General features: G+C 63.4%; 19 protein-coding genes. 15 read left to right on the top strand and 4 right to left on the bottom strand.

What is annotated here, in order from left to right; all coding sequences use genetic code 11:
• Positions 1–36 precede the first annotated feature (36 nt).
• From VGP39_RS15140 to VGP39_RS15210, 15 genes are all read left to right on the top strand, one after another.
• Positions 37–1,566, top strand: coding sequence for a LodA/GoxA family CTQ-dependent oxidase (locus VGP39_RS15140; protein WP_327568915.1), 1,530 nt, complete (start codon positions 37–39; stop codon positions 1,564–1,566).
• 9 nt (positions 1,567–1,575) lie between these two features.
• Positions 1,576–2,679, top strand: coding sequence for a tryptophan 7-halogenase (locus tag VGP39_RS15145; RefSeq protein ID WP_327568916.1), 1,104 nt, complete (start codon positions 1,576–1,578; stop codon positions 2,677–2,679).
• A gap of 277 nt (positions 2,680–2,956) precedes the next feature.
• Positions 2,957–3,664, top strand: coding sequence for a M12 family metallopeptidase (locus tag VGP39_RS15150; RefSeq protein WP_327568933.1), 708 nt, complete (start codon positions 2,957–2,959; stop codon positions 3,662–3,664).
• 23 nt (positions 3,665–3,687) lie between these two features.
• Positions 3,688–4,071, top strand: coding sequence for a hypothetical protein (locus VGP39_RS15155; protein ID WP_327568917.1), 384 nt, complete (start codon positions 3,688–3,690; stop codon positions 4,069–4,071).
• 28 nt (positions 4,072–4,099) lie between these two features.
• On the top strand, positions 4,100–5,155 hold the full coding sequence (locus VGP39_RS15160; RefSeq protein ID WP_327568918.1) for a caspase family protein: 1,056 nt from the start codon (positions 4,100–4,102) through the stop codon (positions 5,153–5,155).
• Complete coding sequence (locus VGP39_RS15165; RefSeq protein ID WP_327568919.1) at positions 5,130–7,496, top strand: hypothetical protein; 2,367 nt, start codon at positions 5,130–5,132, stop codon at positions 7,494–7,496. Before VGP39_RS15160 ends, VGP39_RS15165 begins: the two co-directional genes overlap by 26 nt.
• 61 nt (positions 7,497–7,557) lie before the next feature.
• Positions 7,558–9,198, top strand: a complete 1,641-nt coding sequence (locus VGP39_RS15170; protein ID WP_327568920.1) for a hypothetical protein — start codon at positions 7,558–7,560, stop codon at positions 9,196–9,198.
• Between the two features lie 144 nt (positions 9,199–9,342).
• Positions 9,343–10,359 (top strand): hypothetical protein, encoded by a 1,017-nt coding sequence (locus VGP39_RS15175; protein WP_327568921.1) that lies wholly within the window; start codon positions 9,343–9,345, stop codon positions 10,357–10,359.
• Positions 10,360–10,381: 22 nt separating this feature from the next.
• Entirely contained in the window at positions 10,382–11,236 is an 855-nt protein-coding gene (locus VGP39_RS15180) for an MBL fold metallo-hydrolase (protein ID WP_327568922.1), read from the top strand.
• Between the two features lie 8 nt (positions 11,237–11,244).
• Positions 11,245–11,976, top strand: coding sequence for a hypothetical protein (locus VGP39_RS15185; RefSeq protein ID WP_327568923.1), 732 nt, complete (start codon positions 11,245–11,247; stop codon positions 11,974–11,976).
• 24 nt (positions 11,977–12,000) lie between these two features.
• Entirely contained in the window at positions 12,001–12,891 is an 891-nt protein-coding gene (locus VGP39_RS15190; RefSeq protein WP_327568924.1) for a hypothetical protein, read from the top strand.
• A gap of 149 nt (positions 12,892–13,040) precedes the next feature.
• Entirely contained in the window at positions 13,041–13,544 is a 504-nt protein-coding gene (locus VGP39_RS15195; RefSeq protein ID WP_327568925.1) for an alpha-ketoglutarate-dependent dioxygenase AlkB, read from the top strand.
• Between the two features lie 54 nt (positions 13,545–13,598).
• Entirely contained in the window at positions 13,599–14,858 is a 1,260-nt protein-coding gene (locus VGP39_RS15200; protein ID WP_327568926.1) for a DUF763 domain-containing protein, read from the top strand.
• 4 nt (positions 14,859–14,862) lie between these two features.
• The gene (locus VGP39_RS15205; protein ID WP_327568927.1) at positions 14,863–15,330 is read left to right on the top strand and encodes an NUDIX domain-containing protein; all 468 of its coding nucleotides are present in this window, start codon (positions 14,863–14,865) and stop codon (positions 15,328–15,330) included.
• Between the two features lie 70 nt (positions 15,331–15,400).
• On the top strand, positions 15,401–16,084 hold the full coding sequence (locus tag VGP39_RS15210) for a GntR family transcriptional regulator (protein ID WP_327568928.1): 684 nt from the start codon (positions 15,401–15,403) through the stop codon (positions 16,082–16,084).
• A gap of 193 nt (positions 16,085–16,277) precedes the next feature.
• Here VGP39_RS15210 and VGP39_RS15215 read toward each other — a convergent pair whose 3' ends face one another.
• From VGP39_RS15215 to VGP39_RS15230, 4 genes are all read right to left on the bottom strand, one after another.
• Entirely contained in the window at positions 16,278–17,390 is a 1,113-nt protein-coding gene (locus VGP39_RS15215) for a Zn-dependent alcohol dehydrogenase (RefSeq protein WP_327568929.1), read from the bottom strand.
• Entirely contained in the window at positions 17,390–17,692 is a 303-nt protein-coding gene (locus tag VGP39_RS15220) for a DUF6166 domain-containing protein (RefSeq protein WP_327568930.1), read from the bottom strand. Before VGP39_RS15220 ends, VGP39_RS15215 begins: the two co-directional genes overlap by 1 nt.
• A 22-nt stretch (positions 17,693–17,714) precedes the next feature.
• Positions 17,715–18,434 carry an ABC transporter ATP-binding protein gene (locus VGP39_RS15225; protein ID WP_327568931.1) on the bottom strand — a complete coding sequence of 240 codons (720 nt, stop codon included), beginning with the start codon at positions 18,432–18,434 and terminating at the stop codon, positions 17,715–17,717.
• Positions 18,434–18,829: ATP-binding cassette domain-containing protein (locus VGP39_RS15230; protein ID WP_327568932.1), on the bottom strand; the 396-nt coding region annotated here is incomplete at its 5' end. The genes VGP39_RS15230 and VGP39_RS15225, both read right to left, overlap by 1 nt.

The following is an 18,829-nucleotide window of genomic DNA, read 5'->3' on the forward strand; positions in this document are numbered from 1 at the left end:
GCTTCAACTGAACTTCAATCGACGAGGGAGATTCACATGGCAACGGTCTATAAGATCCATCCTGCAATCGGGATTGCCCGGGTCGGCAATCATCCGGACGCGTTCTTCATCGGTCCGGAAACACCGGGTGCGCCCGGTGTGGAGATCGGCGCCAATGGCGCCGAGACGCCGGTCAAACGCTACAAGGACGGTGGCCGCATCAAGCGGCAGGCGGCGCGCTTTCGCGTCTTCAAGTTCGACCAGGATAATTCGGGCAACCTTCAACTTGTCGGCGAGGTGACGGCCGACGAGGCCAAGATCGAATGGAAGGTCGATCTCTGCAACCGCAAGGGCGCACTCGACCATACACCCGCTCCGGGTCATCCTGGCGCGCCCCGGAACATGGACGTCGCCGACCGCAACACCTTGATCATCCGGAATCCGCAGCCAGTGGTGATTTCAGGCAAGGACCAGCCCGGCAAAAAGTTCGACGGAAAATTTCTCGACAAGCCGGTCTATCTCGGCGAGCTGCGCACCGACGCCAAAGGCCGGCTCCTGGTGCTGGGCGGCCGCGGCAAAAGCGAATCCGTCCCTGCCGGGGCGCCGTTGGATGAGTTCATGAACAACGACCGTTGGCATGACGACGCCTCCGACGGCCCCGTCACGGCCGTGGTGACGTTGCCGGAACAGGAGCCGGTTGCCGTACACCATGCGTCCTGGGTCACAGTCGCGCCGCCGGACTTCGCACCGGCAATCGCGGCGATCGTGACGCTCTACGACGTCGCGTTCCAGGCGGCGATTGATAAGGGAGCGCTGAGCGCGGAGCCGAAGCCCTCATTCCGACGCCACATCAAGCCGCTGGTCGAGCGCGCCGCTAGCCTGCGCTGGGTGCACAATTTCCAAGAGTGGACGTCCATGGCGACGGTCACCATGAAGGATTTGGCCGATCCGGCAGGCGACCCCCAGCTGCGTAGCAAGATCGCCGGCAAACTGAAAAATCCGGGCTTCTCTCGGTTCATCATGCCCGCCTTCATGGATAAGTATCTCAATCAATGGGTCCTTGGCGATTTCATCAGCGACCTCATTGACAGCGATCCCCCCGCGCCCATACCGGACCAGCTCGATCGCGCCGCGCTCGATGCTTGTGTCGGTAACAATTTCTATCCCGGGATCGAGGCGAGCCTCACGCTGCGCGACAAGGATATCTACGCCCGCCCATTCCGCCTCGATCATACCAATCTCGGCAAAGTGTTTCCCGGCTGCCTCTCCGAGATCATGGCGGTGCCATGGCAGGCTGATTTCATCGAGTGCGACCAACAGGATTGGTGGCCGTCGCAACGGCCCGACATTGCGATGATCGACGCCGACGATATTCCCGGCAGCCAGGCCGAATGGGCGGCCCCCATGGCCATTTTCGATCATGAGGAAATGGTCAAACATGCAATGCAGCTGGGTTTTGTCGTGGCCGCTACCGACAACGCCGGAAAGCCGGTCTTCGTCGAACAGGACCGCGACCCGCAATATTCGAGAGCCCAGTTGATGGCGATGGCAAGTAAGAAAAAGGTTCCTACCGCGATCAAGGGCTGAAGCCGCGCCGTGCCGCGCCGGCGCGACTACGATGTGATCGTCATCGGCGGCGGCCCGGCCGGCGCGGCCGCCGCCCTTGCACTCGCACAGAAGGGCGTGGCGGTCGCAATCCTTGCCAAGCCCGGCGGCGAGATTCCGCGGGTCGGCGAAACCGTGCCGCCTGCAATCGTGCGTCCGCTGGCGCGGCTCGGCCTGTGGAACGAATTTCTGGCCGCGCAACACAGCGAAGCGCCGGGCATCGTATCGATCTGGGGCGGTGAGCAGCCTCACGAAAAGGATTTCATTTTCAATCCCTACGGTCCCGGCTGGCATCTCGACCGCGCGCGCTTCGACGCGATGCTGCTCGCGGCCGCGCAGACGGCCGGCGCCGAGATCCTCGATGCTCCGGCCCGGGACTGCGCCCGCGCGTGCGGCAGCAAGTGGAAAGTTGTGATCCAAAACCGCGGCCGCGGCGACACGCTGGCGGCGCACTGGCTGGTCGACGCCACCGGCAGGGCCGCATGGCTGGGACGGCGGCTCGGTGCGAAGCGCCATCGCATGGACCGCCAGGTCGCGCTGGTTCGGTTTGCACCCGTCGCCGGCCTCGGCGAACCGCGGACGATGATCGAGGCCTGCCCGGACGGATGGTGGTATGCCGCGGCCTTGCCGCAAAGCCGCGCGGTGGCGGCGTTCTTCACCGATGCCGACCTGCTGCCGCGCAGCGCACCGGATCGCGCGCGCCTGTGGTCTCGAACGCTGGCGCAAACGCAGCTGATCGCAAAAATCTATCCGGGTTCGAATGTCGAGTCGCCCGTCCATACCGTGGCCGCGTCCAGCGGACGCTCGCTGCCGAGCACAGGACAGAACTGGCTTGCGATCGGAGATGCGAGTCAGTTTTACGATCCTCTGTCCGGGCAAGGCATATCCAAAGCGCTTTCATCGGCGTTGCGCGGCGCTGCAGCTATTTCACTCGACTTGTGCGGCGAACACGCCAACGAAGAATTCACCGATGCCGGCAACCGCGAATACGAACAGTATATTGCGGGCTATCTGGCGCACTATCGTCGCGAGGCGCGATGGCCCCAGAACCTGTTCTGGAAGCGCCGGAGCGTTGCGGCGCAGGAGCGGTTTTGAGGAACGAGGCGAATTCACGCTTATCTCACAGCTCGCAAAAAACAGATTCGGTATTATCGGCTTCGAGTTGGATGTCCCCAGCGCAAATCAAGGATTGTTGTTTGTTGGTTTTGGTTGTGTTTAACTCACGAAGTTGTGAAGTGGAGGCTCGATGTCGGACCACGAAACCAATTCCTCCGAGGGCTGTTCGGACGCGACAGCGGGCGGCGAGGATAGCCTCGACCTGCCCGGCGGCATGTTCCGCTCGGGATCGCAGAAGAAGCAAATTACCGCGGTGATGCAGCGCCGCATTCAGGGCGCAGTGAACGTCGACCTGGAATACACCGAGGTCGGGGAGAATGCCCTGTTCGAGGGCGACATCGTGCTGGCAACGGCCGCTGACGCCCGCGCCGCAGCCTTGGGCGCGGAGTCCAAGAGTATCGGGATCATCGGCGCGCAGTACCGGTGGCAGGACGGCACGGTTGCCTACGTCGCCGAGGAGGCATTGCGCCCGAAGGTCAAGGCGGCGATCGAACATTGGCAAAGCCGCACGCCATTCAAGTTCGTTCCGCGCACCAACGAGGTTGATTTCATTTCCTTTGAACGGCGCGACGGCTGCTGGTCGCGCGTCGGCCGGCAAGGCGGCAAACAAGTGATTTCGCTTGGGCCCGGTTGCGGGCTCGGTTCCGCTATCCACGAGATCGGCCACGCAATCGGGTTGTGGCACGAGCAGAGCCGGTCCGACCGCGACGATTTCATCGAGATTATATGGGACAACATTGACGATCAGTTCGCGCATAATTTCGACAAGCATATCCAGGACGGGCAGGATTTCGGCGCCTACGATCACGGCTCGATCATGCACTATCCGGAAAACGCATTCAGCAAGAACCAGCAACCCACGATCCGGGCCAAAAACGGGACGCCGATCGGGCAGAGAAACGGTCTGAGCGACGGAGACGTTGCCGGGCTCAAGCTGATGTATCCCGATCTACCTTGGGCGTAAGGTCGGGCGAGCAATCGAGGGGGGTGGACGCGCTGTGTGAATACACCGGCTCCGCTATCACGGGCCGCATTCTGGTGCCTGCTTCGGTGTCGGAATTCCATGGTGCGTGCGCGCATGTCTGGCTTGAGGACGTGAGTTATGCTGATCGGAAAGCCGTGGTGGTCGGAGAGGTCGCGTTAGCAAATGTCGATCATGTGCCGCAGCCGGACCGCGCCGCCACCGAACTGGCATTCTCGATCGAAGCGCACATGCCCATCGACCCTGCCCATGATTATGCCGTGCGGGTCTGGATCGATCGCGACAGTGACGGACGTGCCGCCTCGGGGGACCTGTGGAGCGATCAGAGCCATCGCGTCCTGACCAGGAGCTTCGGTTCGGAGGTTACGATTACACTGACTCAAAGATGAGAGCACCACCTCAATTCGGGGGCACCCCTTGGCCAAGAACGACCGGCACTACGCCATCGCGATCGGGATCGACACTTACCCGAGCTTGCGCCGGCTGACGGCGTCAGTGCGTGACGCCACTGCATTCTGCGAGTGGCTCCTCTCGGCTGACGGCGGAAACCTGCCCGAGCAGAACCTCAAATTTATCCCGTCACTGCCCAAGATGCCCGGCGATCGTTTCGACGCGCGGCCGATCCGCCTCGAGATCGATCGCGCCCTGCGCGATTTCGGCGTCGAGCAGAACAGGCGCCTTGGCGACCGGCTGTACTTCTATTTCGCCGGACACGGATTCGGTCCGAGTTTCGACAATGTCGGCATGCTGATGGCCAATGCCGCCATGGGCGCCCTGACCGAGAACATCGGACTGCGTCCGTTTCGCGACTATTTTTATGAGACGAAGCGGTTCGATGAGGTCGTGTTCCTGCTCGATTGTTGCCGCGACCGCGAGTTCAAGGACGACACGATGCCACCCGGCTTCGACAAAAAACTGGTGGCGCAGGACGGCAAGCCTGTGGTCGACTTCGTCGTCATGGCCAGCAGCTATGGCGAAAAAGCCTTTGCACCGGTGGAGAGGGAGACCAACGAGCGGCGCGGCCTTCTCACCAAGGCTTTGCTCGAGGGGCTTCGTGGTGCGCCGCGCGCCGTCGACGCCGAGGGACGGATCACTGCGACGAGCCTGAGCCAATATCTTAAGGAGCGAGTACCGGCGCTGGCGAAGATTGAAAAGTTGGTCCAGGATGCTGAGTGTCCGCCGCCGACGGCGGAGATCGTCTTCCGCACGCTGGACCCGGCGACCCTCAAGCGCGTGCGCGTACACATCGTGGTGCCAGCGGAAGTTGGCGGCGAGTTCGTTTTGCGCGACGGCGGCCGGCGCGAAGTTGGCCGCCGCAATGCCGAACAGGCCCGCGCCGACAACCCTTGGACGGAAGACCTGCTCGTCAATAGCCGCTATGAGCTCGAACATGTCGACAGTGACATCGCCGTGATCATCGATCCAGCAAAGGCGAAGGAAGAGCCCTATGTCTTCACTTTCCCCCGACCATGAAACTCCTGGCACGCTGGTGGTCGAGCTGCCCCATTGGGCGGCGAACGTTCGTATCTCGGACAACCTGTACCGTCCGGTGACGGCCATCGGCGCGCCAAAGGAACTCGCCGATGCGCCCGGACGCTATGAGATCGAAACCGAGCTGGCGCCCGGCGTTTATCAGGTCCAGGTCGCGCTTTGGGGACAGGACCAGAGCGACTGGGCGTCGGTCCGGCCCGGCAAGACGACGCGAATTGCCGCCGACCATTGGGATCAATTGAAAGCCGCGCCCACCGCGCCGCTGGAGGATTGGAAATCGGACCGCGCCGCGCATATCGAACCTGCCGAGACGTGGAGCCGACAGTCGACCTGGGCCGCGGCACCGGGCGGCACCGCGCGCCTGTTTGTGTTCGTAAGATCGCTGGATTCGACGATTAATCCGCGCTTCGCCGAGGGGCTTTCGCTGCTTCGCGATGACGAGACCGTGCTCGTCGACCTGTTGACTGCTGCCAAATGCGATCAGCAGGCGGGTTGGATGGCGTTCAATGCGGACCTGCCGCCCGGATACTATATCGTGCGCCGCTCTCGCCCGGGTGTTCGGGTGCGGCACCAGCCGATCTTTCTGTCCGCTGGCTGGGAGACTCAGCTGTTCATGACCTCTCGTAGGAAGCCTTCGCTTCGCACCATGGTCGTGAGCATGGCGCCGTTCGGGCAAGGTTTCCGTCACGATGACCAAATCACCGCGGCCACGGAAGCGGTTCTGCATGCGCTTTACCACGAGGATGAAATCGACGGCGTGGTTCAGAGCAGCAGGCTGAGCCAACTCTTGCACGGCAAATACAAGAATCCCTGGCTCGGGATTCTTGCCTGCTATGCCCTTTCGGCCTGGCAGCGGTCACAGCGTTTCCAGAGTTCGGACGAAAGCGACGGGCAAGGCCTGGCTCGGGCGGGCTTTCGCGAGGACGTCCTCACATTTTTGCAGCAAACCATCGGAGACCATCCGGATGTCCGCGCGCTCTGCTTGCGTGACAATGAGGAGCCTGAAGCGCCGTTTCCCCATCCGCCGCTCATGATAGCGGGGCTGCTCCGCGTGAAGCGGAACGCGATGAAATTCGCTAAAACGGTATCGGTCGGCAGCCTGACCGACCGGGTCTTGAAGCACGTCATCACCAACGCCCCGTGGACGGCGTGGCGCAATCTGGAGGCGGGCGCAGCCGGCGCGAGCCCCGCCGCCCCAACGCCGGGTGCTTCGATGGTCGTTGTGCCGGCGCTCGCGACAGCCCTGCCGCCGAGCGCCCCTGTCTTTCGGCCCGTGAACCTCGGCGCAGCCGGCCCAAGAGGCATTATAGCACCGATCCAGCCGGCGGATTTTTTCCGCGATGCGGCCCTGATCAGGGCCGCCTACGACCTCACGCCGGGCAGCGATCTGAATAGCCTCCCCGACCGCGTGACACTCGCGTATGATTCGATCCTGTCGGGAGCCAAACCCCTCGACCTCAGTCAGGCCACGGGTATGCCGCTCGCGCGCGTCGAGGACGGACTGGAACGACTACGCAGCGAAGCGACTACAGCCGGTACGCCGCCAGCCGCGGTGGCCACTCAACGTATGATCGCGGCGAGCGCGCTGAAAGAGGCGATCGGCGGCACGCAGCAGAATACTGCCGCTGCGGCGGATGCGGCTGCCGGCGCGGCGTCCGACACACCGGCCGTCAACGCGACCGAGCTGGCAGGCCACGCGCTGACGATCGAGGAATCCGTCGCTCGCCTTCAGGCCGAGGCGAGCAGGCTGTCGGAATCGCTGTCCGACACCAAGCAGCCGAGAAAGGTGGGACAACAGACCGAGAAGCTGGCGACACGCTTGTTGAAATCCGCTGAGAAACTGCTCGCTCACGCCGACTTCGTATCCATCACCGATCCGGACGGGAAGTTGCTCTACGGCAATGGAGCATTTTCGCAGCTCATGTCTCACCTCAGCAGCAACAACAAGCGGCGCGGCGCCAAGCGGGGTTGGGAAAAGGTGATTGCCGCCCGGCCGCTCGGCGTCAGCAAGCTGAAGACGCTTGCCCCGGACACCAAGCGCTCTTGGAATCTGCAGCGTACGGCCCTTGCGGACGAAGCGGATGACAGCACGCAGGCCTATGTCAACATTCTGCGTCCGGAGGCTAAACGCCCGCTAGCGTCGGACGCAATGGCTCAGATCGAACCGCTTCTGAACGAGATCACGCTGCACTCGTCCTTCGTCGCGTATGGCTCCGAAGAACGGCGCCGCAAGTCGCTGGAGGCGCTGGACCAACTGAGCAAGAATCTTGAGACACTCGCCAGTGGCGTCAGCGCTCCCGGCAAAAACGACGCGGTGGGTTGAACCGGTTGCGCCGGGATTCGTCAGTCTTGAGCGCATGAACTGTGAAGGAAAGGCAAGAAGTATGGCCGTCGTGCGTGAACGCCAATATTTTCCGACCCGCAACTACCCGTATCGCTCGGCAGTTGCGGAGGCCGACGCAGCGCCGCAAGCCAACCTTGCCGCGAACACCATGCACGCCTTCGTGCTCGGACTGGACCAGATGCCGCGACCAATGGCGGCGGAGGAAGTCGGCACCATGCTGCGCGACCCGTTCGCGGGGCTGCTGCTCAAGTCCGGCACGTTCCCGCTCACGTTGCGCGCGTTGCTCGCCGCGCTCGATGCGATGAATGGGGAGCCGGGCGGACTGCCCGAGCAGCACTCGTTCCTGGTCGCCGATGGCGGGCAAATCCCCTGGTCTGAAGCGACCGCTCAACTGGCGCGCCAGTTCCGGTTCGCTGTCGTGCGGGCACGCGCCGGGCAGGTGCAGATCATGGTCAGCGCGAGCTCGGTCCCCGATTCTTCCTCTCAGTTCCTTCAGGTGATCGCTTGGGACCCGGCCAATTTGGCCTACAATTTTTACGAACGGCGCGGCGGCACCTGGATCTGGGCCGGCAACTCCCACCATGCCCTGCAGCCTGCGACACGCGGTCAAGGACCATTCGACAGCCACGTCAATGGATCGATGGTCATGAAGGAACTGCGGGTGCCATGGAATAACTGGCACAGCATGGCAGCGTCGATAACCGACGCCACCTTGGCGCCGGACGACCCGCTGCGTACCGAGCCCATCTTCGTTAACCGTGAAAGCGCACATTTTCTCGAACAGGACGTCGTCCGCGAAGGCATCGCGCGCTGGAACAAGGCGCGGATGGCCGGAGCCAAATCCGGGGACGGCACGTTGCGAGACGTCCCGTTCTTCCTGCGACAGCTGCTGGAAAGCACCACTGTGAACCTCGTGAGTGCTGCCAAGCAAAGTGCCCTGGTGCGCGACGAAGAGCGCCTTAGCCTTCCGACCACGTTCTTTCTCAACAGCGATGCTTTCATCGATGAGATCGGGCTCGAGCCCGGCATCGCACCCGTGACTGTGTCCGGCGCATTCTATCGGACCAGCCTGACGCGTTACGGCTTCGCCCTGACCGATGGTCAAGGTTACCGGCAGCCTGGTGATACGTATTTTGCCTTTCTGGTGCCGGAGCCGGCGTTCGAGGACATCAATGTTCTCTCACTGCTGCTGCGTGAGCGGATCGTCAGCCAGCGCTTCGTCGCCTGCCTGTTGATGATCGACTTTCAAAATCCGATCTTCTCGCCGCGGCGGCAGGCGCTGATGAACCATGTTCCGGCGGTCTGTCAGCTGGCGCCGTCCACAGTCGGCGGACCCGTCAGCAATCTGGAGGCGCTGTTCGTCAAATCGGCGGAAGGTGCGGCGGCGGGCGATCCGGCGGACGGCGCCGCGACGGCGTTTCTGCAGAACTGGCGCGTTCCGGATGATCAATGGCGTAGTGTGTTCGCGCGCCGGATCGAGGCCTATTTCGCAGCGCTCGCCGCTCAAGGAGCGACGGAGAGCGGCTTCGATGGCTGGGTGCGGCTGGCCGAGTCCCGGCGGCGCGAATTCTCCCGCCGCCCGCTCGCCGAATTCCGCCTGACGTTGCCGGTCACGAACATTCCGCTGGACGCGCCGGTTCTTGAGATGCGTGAGGATGGAACCGTCGCGGAATTGCACTGAAATCGAAATATACGAGCATTTCACACAGGAGAGAAATAAATGCCACTTCTACAAAAATTTGATCCCCCCGGTTTTCTCGATGATTTCACCGACGAGCAGCGCCGCGCCTGGAGTAATTTCATCAGCGATGCCTTCGATGATGCCGTGCGGGGCAATCCCGACGAATTCGAATTCGACGGCCCCCGCGAGCAGTTCTACAATCCAACCAAAGTCGAGACCGCCGCCGACGCGCAGAGGCTTGACATCTCGTGGGTCGCCTTTCCCCGCAACGTCACCCTCGGCTCGGTCGGCGACCGGCAGCGCTGGCGCCGGGCCGACGCAAGCCGGGACGTCCAGGACGAATATTGCGAGTGGAGCATCGAACGGGACTCCCAGAGCGACAAGATCACGCGAGTAACGTTCACCTGCGAAGGCCCGGAATACTGGAGCTTTCTCGCCGAAACGGCGCCGGCCAAGGCGCTCGCGCTGTATCAGCAATTTATCAGCCCACAGGTCAAACGCGAAGATCTCTTTCTCGCGAACGGGCGCTACAACGCCCGCAACAAGTGGAACGCGAGCACTACCAGCGGCGCCATGCACCTCATTCAGATCAACAACTCGCTCGGCGCCGAGATCGAGCTTGCGGGCGGTTCGAGCGTTGTGCGCGAGATCGATGGCCGGTTGCTGACGAGCGAAGCGGAGCTGATCGCATGCGGTCGGTACGGCGGCGAAGAGCGTCACAGCGATCCGCACATCGGCGGGCAGGTTAACAGCCTGACGCGGCAGAAAGCAGATGTCACGCTCGACAACCCGGTCGGGCTCTACTTTGCAGGCCTGTCGACCGCCGGATGGGCGACGCCGGATGGATCGGATCCGATGTCGTACTGGCGCTATCTGCGCGGCACAGCGGAAAAGCCCGTCCGCGCCGTGTATGAAGTACCGCAGGACAAAGGTTTTGTGGTTGGCGACATCACGATCCAGGGGCGCGCGATCGAGTTCGCGGCACAGATCGTGGACTTCATCAACATCAAGCTTATCGGGGTCGCGACCCGCTTTGGCCAGAGCAAGGTGAAGCCGATGCAGGGATGCCGTCGCCGGCAGCAGGTTTCGGGCGACCTTCCTGCCCTCAGGGAGCTTTCAGTCCGAGATGTTGTCGACCGGCCGTTGCGCGTCGGCCGCTAGGGACAGCAGGAAAGGAAAGGCAATGACGACACCGCTGGAAGCCGTGAAGTGGATTCACGGGGCGCCTGACTGCGCGCAGAGCACCGACCCGCTGATCCAGGTGCATGCGTTCGACGACGACAGCTTCATCCTGCGAATAAGCAAGTGTTACAGCTACGAGGGCAACTTCACCTACCTGCTGTTCGGCGACAACAAGGCCATCATTTTCGACACCGGCGGGCCACCCAACCCGCCGACGCCGCAGAACATCGGCAAGGTGCTGCCGATTCGCCAGACCGTCGACGGCATCGTCGACGGCTGGCTGAAGAAACGCGGCCTCGAAGCCATCGACCTGGTGGTGGCGCACACCCACGGCCACGACGACCACAGCCATTGGGACCGCGAGTTCGACAACCGTCCGCGCACCACCATCGTCAGGCCTTCGCTGCAATCTGTAAAAACCTTTTTCGGGCTGCCCAACTGGCCGAACGGCGAGGCGACGCTGCAGCTCGGGAGCCGCGAGTTGACCATCCTTCCCCTCCCGGGCCACCAGGAGTCGCACATCGCCGTCTATGACCCGCGCAACAAGTGGCTGCTGACGGGCGACACCCTGTATGCGGGCAAGCTGACGATCGAGATATGGTCTGACTATCGCGATAGCGCCACCCGCCTCGCCAAGTTCGCCAACGCGCACGAAATCATCCATGTGCTCGGCAATCACATCGAAATGAAAAATCTGCCCGGCCAGCTCTATAAGATCGGCACGACCTTCCAGCCGGACGAGCATGTACTGCCGCTGACCGCGGCGCATATCGAGGAGTTTCACAACGCCTGCGAAGCCATGGCTGACGATCCCCATGTCGATGTGCACGACGACTTCATCATCGATAACCCGTAGGAATGACGATGCCGCACGAACACGACCATGGCGCCTCTTCCCCGCAGGCGCATCCGCACGGTGAACATCCAGCCGTCCATGGCATGCTGATCGTCGGCGAGATACGGGTGCTGATGTCTCACCTGCCGATGTTTCACTCGCCGCACGACTATCAAATGCTGCTGGAGACCACCTTGTCAGCGCCGGGGTCGGATCCGTTCAAGACCTATCTCAAGGACCGCAAGGCCTCGATGGAGAAGGTCTACACCTGGGTGCCCAAGCCCTTTCAGCTTTCGGTTCTGGCCGCCAATCCGCCGGCTCCGCTGACGATGATGGGCAGCATCTTCCGCGGTCATTTCGAACGCGGCGGCGTCGCCATCACCGCGGACGACGTCGAGGCCAAAGTCACGCGTGTGCTTTACGCGCGCCGCCTCACCCCCGAAACCCCGCCGCCCGCCGATCTTCGCTATCTCATATTCGGCAGTCCCGCGGAGGCCTTCGTGGCGCATCGGATCGCTCGCGCGCCGGACTTCGACCAGATAATGGCAGCGAAATTCACGACTCCTGCGCCGGACTGGCTCAAGGCATGGGATGGCGCGGCGATCGAGCTAGGGGTCGCGGGCACGGGCCATTCGCCCGGCGTGCCGTTGCAGCAAGGCGCCGAGGTCCAGGTGACGCGGCTGGACAATCAGGCGGCGGAGACCTTCACGCTCTCCCTGCCCACGGAATTTTATCTCGAGACCGGCGACCTTGCGAACTGACGCGAAAGACAGGAGACGGCACCGATGGCAGACCTTTCGGCGGTACAGCGGCCGATCTCGACGCTGCCGATCGCGGCGAAGATCAGCGTTCCAGGCAGCCCTGACTGGGTAGGCATTGGGGCGGATTCCGTATGGATTTCCAACGCCCGCGCCGACAGCCTGGCGCGGATCAACCCGGCCACGAACAAGATCGCGAAGACCGTTGCCGTGAGCCGCCGGCCGTGCTCGGGCATCGCTCTCGGGTTCGGCGCCGTCTGGTCGCCCAGTTGCAAGGACAATCGCATCGATCGGGTCAGCCTGCAGTCCAATACGATCGAGGCCCAGGTGCCGACCCCGATCGGCGACAGCGAGGGAGGCATCGCGGCGGGGGCCGGGGCTGTCTGGCTGGTTGCCGACCGCCAGGGCAAGCTGGTGCGGATCGACAGCGCGCTCAACAAGATCGACGGCCATGTACAACTCGCCAGCGGCTCCTTCGTGCCTGTCGCCGGCGCAGGAGCCGTCTGGGTTTCATCAACAGAGCACAACCTGGTTTCCCGGATCGAGCCGACGCAACCCGCGATCGCCGCCACCATCCCCGTGGGCCCGTCACCGCGGTTCATGGCCTGCACCGCCACCGATGTCTGGGTGCTCAATCAGGGCGATGGCACGGTTTCACGTATCGACGCCGCGACCAACAAGGTCGTCGCGACCATCGATGCCGGAGTTCCCGGCAAAGGCGGTGACATAGCGGTTGGCGAGGGATTCGTATGGGTCACCATGATCGACATCCCGCTGACCCAGATTGACCCCGCCACCAACAAGGTGGTCGCCCAGTATGTCGGCAAGGGCGGCGACGCGCTCAGGGTCGGGCACGGTGCGGTCTGGATGTGCAGCTTCTTCCTCGAAGAAGTCTGGCGCGTGCCGCTGCCGCTCTGAAGACCGTCGGCACCTTTCGATCGGGCGGCTGCCATCCCATATTGGGCAGATCAACGCATCGTCGAAGGGCCGCCGGTTTGTCCGAGCAACTTGCTTTTTTTGCACCATCATCCCTCGAACCCGAGGGACTTCGTTACGCTCCCGAATTCGTGTCATCCGAGACCGAAAGGGAGCTGATCGCGCGAGTCGCGGCGCTGCCGCTGCAGCCGTTTCAGTTCGGCCAATACGAGGGCAAGCGGCGGGTTGCGTCGTTCGGGTTCCGCTACGACTACAGCTTGCGGCGCTTGCAGGACGCCGATCCGATTCCGGCGTGGCTGCGGCCGGCCATCAACGCGGTCGAGGCGTTCGGCGGCCCGGGCACCCGGATCGGCCAGGTGCTTTGCACCGAATACGACACAGGCGTCGGCATCGGCTGGCACCGCGATAAACCGCATTTCGACCGTGTGTTCGGACTGTCGCTGGGGTCCGCCTGCAAGTTCCGGTTTCGCAGGACGGCGGCAGAGAAGTGGCGGCGTTTTACGCTGAGTGCCGAGCCGCGGTCGCTCTACATGATGTCCGGCCCCTCGCGGCAAGTGTGGGAACACAGCATCCCCGCGGTGCAGGCGCCGCGGTATTCGATCACGTTCCGGACCATGGCTGAACGGAACTCCTGACCTTCAGACGAATCGCCTGATAGACTTCTAGCGATCAAGAAATTTCGGAATCGAATGGCAAGACGCACCGGCAGTGCCGATCTTCCTCTCCATGGCGGGCGCGTGCCGCCTTGGCTGGCGACGCGCATGTCGTCGCTCGGCGCCATCATCACCCAGGCGATCGTGTACCATTACGGCCGCGACGAATTCCTGCAGCGGCTGTCGCATCCGTTCTGGTTCCAGTCGTTTGGCGCCGTGATGGGAATGGACTGGCACTCCTCCGGCATCACCACCAGCGTGATTGGCGCGCTGAAGCGCGGCCTGAAGCCGCTCGAGAGCGAGCTCGGCATCCATGTCTGTGGCGGCCGTGGCCAGCACTCGCGCAAGACGCCCGACGAATTGCGCCTGCTCGGTGAGCGCATCGGTTTCGATGGCGCGAAGCTGACCCGCGCCAGCCGGCTGGTTGCCAAGGTCGACAGCGCCGCCGTTCAGGACGGATTCGATCTCTATCTGCACGGCTTCTTTGTCACCGATGATGGCAAATGGACCGTCGTGCAGCAGGGCATGAACGGCGACAAGAAACAGGCGCGCCGCTACCACTGGCATTCGGAGAATTTTACAAGTTTCGTCGACGAGCCGCACAGCGCCATCGACGGGCCGGCGCAGGGCGAGATCGTCAACCTCACCGACAAGCGGGCCGGCATTTCACGCACCGCGCAACTTGAGCTGCTGACCGGGTTCGGTCCTGATCGCATCGTCTGCGAGCTTGCCGCTCTGACCGGGCAAACCCCGGCGCAGGGCATGCTGCCGCATCTGGTCATGCCTGCGCATCACGACGTGCGATCGAGCGACGTGTTTTCCAGGCGCCTGCTTGGCACGCTGGCCGCAGCGGCCGAGCGCGGCCCGGTGGATTTTCCGGAATTGCTGCTCACCCCGGGCGTCGGCGCGCGCACGGTGCGCTCGCTTGCGATGGTGGCGGAGGTCGTCCACGGCGCGCCCTATCGCTTCGGCGACCCGGCGCGCTTCTCGCTGGCGCATGGCGGCAAGGACCGGCATCCCTACCCGGTCCCGATCAAGGTCTACGACGAGACCATTCGCGTCCTGAAATCCGCCGTCCAGAACGCGAAGCTTGGACGCGATGAAGCGATGGGCGCGCTGAAACGTCTCGACGACCAGGCGCGCCGGCTCGAGCGAGCCGCCGACGGGCCATCGCTGCAATCCTTCATCGCCGCCGAACGCGCCGCATCGCCGGCGCTGGACGGCCGTTCGGTGTTCGGATGGGAGCGCGACCTGGCCATGCCGGAAAAATCCACTATCCCGCGCGGCCGGCGCTAACCTCGTGGCCGCGTCGAGCGCCGGAATCCTGATGTACCGGGGCAGCGGGCCCTCTTTCGAGGTGTTGCTCGTCCATCCCGGCGGCCCGTTCTGGCGCAACAAGGATGACGGGGCCTGGTCGATCCCGAAGGGCGAAATCGGCGCCGGTGAAAATCCCGAACAGGTCGCGCGGCGGGAATTCATCGAAGAGCTCGGCAGCGCTCCGGCCGGACCGCTGCGGCCGCTCGGCGAGATACGCCAGCGCGGCGGCAAGCGCGTTCACGCCTTCGCTGTGGAAGGCGACCTGGATATCCGGACCATGCAGAGCAACACGTTCGAAATGGAATGGCCTCCGAAAAGCGGACGGCTTCGTACGTTCCCGGAGGTAGATCGCGCCGAGTGGTTCTCGCTACCGGTTGCTCGCGCAAAAATCCTCGAGAGCCAGCTCCCCCTGCTTGATCGTCTGGAACAACTTGCAGCCGATTCGGGGTGATATATTGTAAATATACACTTGGGATGAATGTGCGCTGAGCCGGCTGACGCTTGCCGGTATGGGGAAACAGTTGACAAAAACGCCAGTAAACCGCCGCTCGCGGGGGACCGGGACCGAGGATGGCACGCTGACCGATCGCGCCTACCGCGAACTTGAAGAGATGATCGTTACGCTGCAACTCTCGCCTGGAACGGTGTTGTCGGAACAGGCGCTTGCGGTTCGCCTGAAGATCGGCCGCACCCCGATCCGGGAAGCGCTGCAACGCCTCGCAAGGGACGGCCTGGTCGTGATCATGCCGAGGCGCGGCATCATGGTCTCCGAGATCAATTTGAGGCTGCAGCTGCGGCTGCTCGAGGTCCGGCGCGAGTTGGAGCGCCTGATGGCGAGCTTGGCGGCCGAGCGCGCCACGTCAGACGAACGCCGCGAATTCGCCGAAGTGGCGCAAGCCATGCTGGCGGCGGCCGCCAAGGCCGATGACATCGCCTTCATGCGCCTCGACCAGCGCTTCAATATCCTGATCGCGACGGCGGCGCGCAACGAGTTCGCCCGGCGATCCATGGGATTGATGAACGCGCTGTCGCGCCGGTTCTGGTATCAGCATTACCAGGAAGTCGCGGACCTTCCGCTCGCCGCCAAGCTGCACGCCGCGGTCGCGAACGCAGTTGCACAGAAAAAGGTCAAGGCAGCGGCGACCGCATCGGACCAGCTGATCGATTACATCGAGGATTTTGCGCGCAAGACGCTGGACACCTGACCAAGAGGACTGGTCACCTCTCCCCGCAGGGGAGAGGTCGGATCGCATCGCCAGATGCGATCCGGGTGAGGGGAGCTTCCGCGAGTCCAAACGCCTGAAGAGACCCCTCACCCGAAGCCTGCGCTGCGCTCCGGCTTCGACCTCTCCCCTGCGGGGAGAGGTGAGGAGCCGCTTCAACCCTGATTTCATCATGCTAATCGAACGTAATGACGCTGCGAATGGTTTCGCCCCGCTTCAGTGCCGCAAAACCATCGTTGATTTCGTCAAGCGCGATGCGGCGGGAGATCAACTCGTCGAGCAGCAGCGAACCGTCGAGATAGGCGCGCGCCAGCAACGGAAAATCCCGCCGCGGGCGCGCGTTTCCATAGCTGACACGGCGGATGCGTTTTTCCTGCATCAGCGACCCCCAGCGAAACGCCACATCCGCGTTGACGTCGATCTTGCCGAGCCAGATCAGTTGACCGCCGGGCCGCACCGCCTCGGAGGTCATCCGAAAAGCGGACGCGCTGCCGGCCGCCTCGATGACGAGGTCGACGCCGCGGCCGCCGGTTTCGCGTTTTCCGATGGCGACCGCGTCGTCCTTCGAGGCATCCACGCCATGGGTTGCACCCATTTTCGCCGCGAGCACCAGTTTCGCCGGGTCGATGTCGACCGCGATAATCGCGCCGGCGCCGGCCAGCCGCGCGCCCTGCACGGCAGCTAAGCCCACCGCGCCGCAGCCGATCACCATCACGCACTCGCCATGCGCGATCGCGCCGAGATTGAGCGCTGCGCCAACGCCGGTCATGACCCCGCAGCCGATCAGGCAGGCGCGGTCGAACGGGATCTCCTTCGGAACGGCAATCGCCTGTTGATCCGACACGATGCAATATTCGCCGAACGCCCCTAGGAACATCAGTTGCTGCAACTGCCGGCCGTCGGCCAGCCTGGCGCGGCTTTCGCCGTCGAACGACACGCCCTTCGGCCCTTCGCAAAGATACTGCTCGCACAGGATCGGCGCGTCGCGGTCGCAATAAAAGCAATGCCCGCAATGCGGATTCCAGGACAGCACCACGTGGTCGCCGATCTTCACGCCGCGCGCGGCCGAGCCAATCCGTTCGACCACCCCCGCCGCCTCGTGTCCGAGCACGATCGGCATGGGGTAGCGCAGCGCGCCCTCGATCACTTCAAGATCGGTGTGGCAAAGTCCGGCGGCGCGGATTCGAACCAACACGTCGGCAGGCTTCAATTCCGTGGCCGCGATGGTTTCGATCGACATCGGCGTTTGCGCGCCATGCAGCACCGCGGCACGATATCGCAACGTCATCAGGCTGCCTTGCCAAGCGCTGCCAGCGCCTCATCGAGGTCAGCCGACGTCATCTCCCATTCATTGCCGAAATTGGCGACCACCGCCTGCATGAAAGGCTCCACCGCAGCCTTGGCCTTAGCCTTGTCGCCGAGGTGATCGACCAGCAGGGCCAGCGCGAGCTGGCGCGGCTCCGGACCCTCATAACTCCACTCAAAACCGTTCTTGGTGAACTCCATCACGTTCATGCATGGATCGAGCGGCGCGCCATCGACGGTCACCTTTACGCCGTCGATGGTCCGGTCTCCCATATAGTGCTTCATGCTGCTCTCCCCGGGTTGGTCGTCACGAGGCGACTTCGATCTGGCCTGCGATCACGCGCATGACGTCGCGGTCCCGGTACGCCTGCGCCAGCGTGCCTGAGAACATCACCTCGCCGCGCTCCAGGACATAGATGCGGTCGACGTAGTCGGGAATGTGATGAACGTTGGATTCCGCGATCAGAACCCCCTTGCCCATCGCACGGATCGAAGCGACGCCCTCCGCGATCAGGGGAATGATTGCCGGGGAAAGACCCTCGAACGGCTCGTCGAGCAGCAACAGTTTGGGATCGAGCGTCAGTGCCCGGGCGATCGAGACCATCTTGCGTTCGCCGCCGGAAAGCTGCCCGCCGCCGCGCGCGAGATATTGGCGCAGCTTGGGAAACACTGCATAGGCTTCTTCGATGCGAACGCCGGCCGGGCGACCGGAGGGCCGTGTCCAGGTCGAAAGCTCGATATTCTCGGCCACCGTCAGATCCGCATAGACTTCGGACTCCTCGGGCGAAAACCCGATGCCGCGCTGCGCGATCTGCCAGGTCGGCAGTCTGGTCAGGTCGGCGCCCTCGAAATCGATGCCGCCGGACTGCGCGCGGCGATATCCCATGATGCTGCGAAACGTCGTGGTCTTGCCGGCGCCGTTGCGTCCGACCAGACATACGAGTTCGCCCGCGGCCACCGACAGGTTGATGCCGCCCAGGATGCGGCTGCCGTCGATATCGACTTTCAGGTTCGACAGATTCAACATCAGGGCAGCTTCCTGTGAGCTTGCGGGCGCGTTCCCACCACGGCGGCAATCATGGCCGGATCGGCGAAGAACGCGTCCGGCGCCATGTCGGCCATCACGGTGCCTTCCTGCAATGCGACAATGCGATGCGAATACCGCTCGACGAGGTCCATGTCGTGTTCGACCTGGACGATGCCGCGTACGCCCGCGGCCTTCGCCGCTGCAACAAGCACCTCCATGATCGCGTGCTTCTCGCCGGTCGAGACGCCGCTGGTCGGCTCGTCCAGCAGGATCACCGACGGATTGAGCGCAAATGCGCTGGCGATATCCAGCAGTTTCTTCTCGCCCTGCGACAGCGTCGAAGCCAGGGTTTCGAGCCGGGCGCGCAGCCCCAGAACTTCCGCGACGCGCTCGGC

Origin of the sequence: Bradyrhizobium sp. (assembly GCF_036009065.1) — a bacterium.
Classification (GTDB): domain Bacteria; phylum Pseudomonadota; class Alphaproteobacteria; order Rhizobiales; family Xanthobacteraceae; genus Bradyrhizobium.

Excerpts from the sequence above, each read along its gene's own strand:
- VGP39_RS15200 (WP_327568926.1), top strand. The coding sequence starts at position 13,599 with ATGGCAAGACGCACCGGCAGTGCCGATCTTCCTCTCCATGGCGGGCGC.
- VGP39_RS15170 (WP_327568920.1), top strand. The coding sequence starts at position 7,558 with ATGGCCGTCGTGCGTGAACGCCAATATTTTCCGACCCGCAACTACCCG.
- VGP39_RS15225 (WP_327568931.1), bottom strand. The coding sequence starts at position 18,434 with ATGTTGAATCTGTCGAACCTGAAAGTCGATATCGACGGCAGCCGCATC.
- VGP39_RS15220 (WP_327568930.1), bottom strand. The coding sequence starts at position 17,692 with ATGAAGCACTATATGGGAGACCGGACCATCGACGGCGTAAAGGTGACC.
- VGP39_RS15190 (WP_327568924.1), top strand. The coding sequence starts at position 12,001 with ATGGCAGACCTTTCGGCGGTACAGCGGCCGATCTCGACGCTGCCGATC.
- VGP39_RS15180 (WP_327568922.1), top strand. The coding sequence starts at position 10,382 with ATGACGACACCGCTGGAAGCCGTGAAGTGGATTCACGGGGCGCCTGAC.
- VGP39_RS15185 (WP_327568923.1), top strand. The coding sequence starts at position 11,245 with ATGCCGCACGAACACGACCATGGCGCCTCTTCCCCGCAGGCGCATCCG.
- VGP39_RS15165 (WP_327568919.1), top strand. The coding sequence starts at position 5,130 with ATGTCTTCACTTTCCCCCGACCATGAAACTCCTGGCACGCTGGTGGTC.
- VGP39_RS15215 (WP_327568929.1), bottom strand. The coding sequence starts at position 17,390 with ATGACGTTGCGATATCGTGCCGCGGTGCTGCATGGCGCGCAAACGCCG.
- VGP39_RS15140 (WP_327568915.1), top strand. The coding sequence starts at position 37 with ATGGCAACGGTCTATAAGATCCATCCTGCAATCGGGATTGCCCGGGTC.
- VGP39_RS15150 (WP_327568933.1), top strand. The coding sequence starts at position 2,957 with ATGCAGCGCCGCATTCAGGGCGCAGTGAACGTCGACCTGGAATACACC.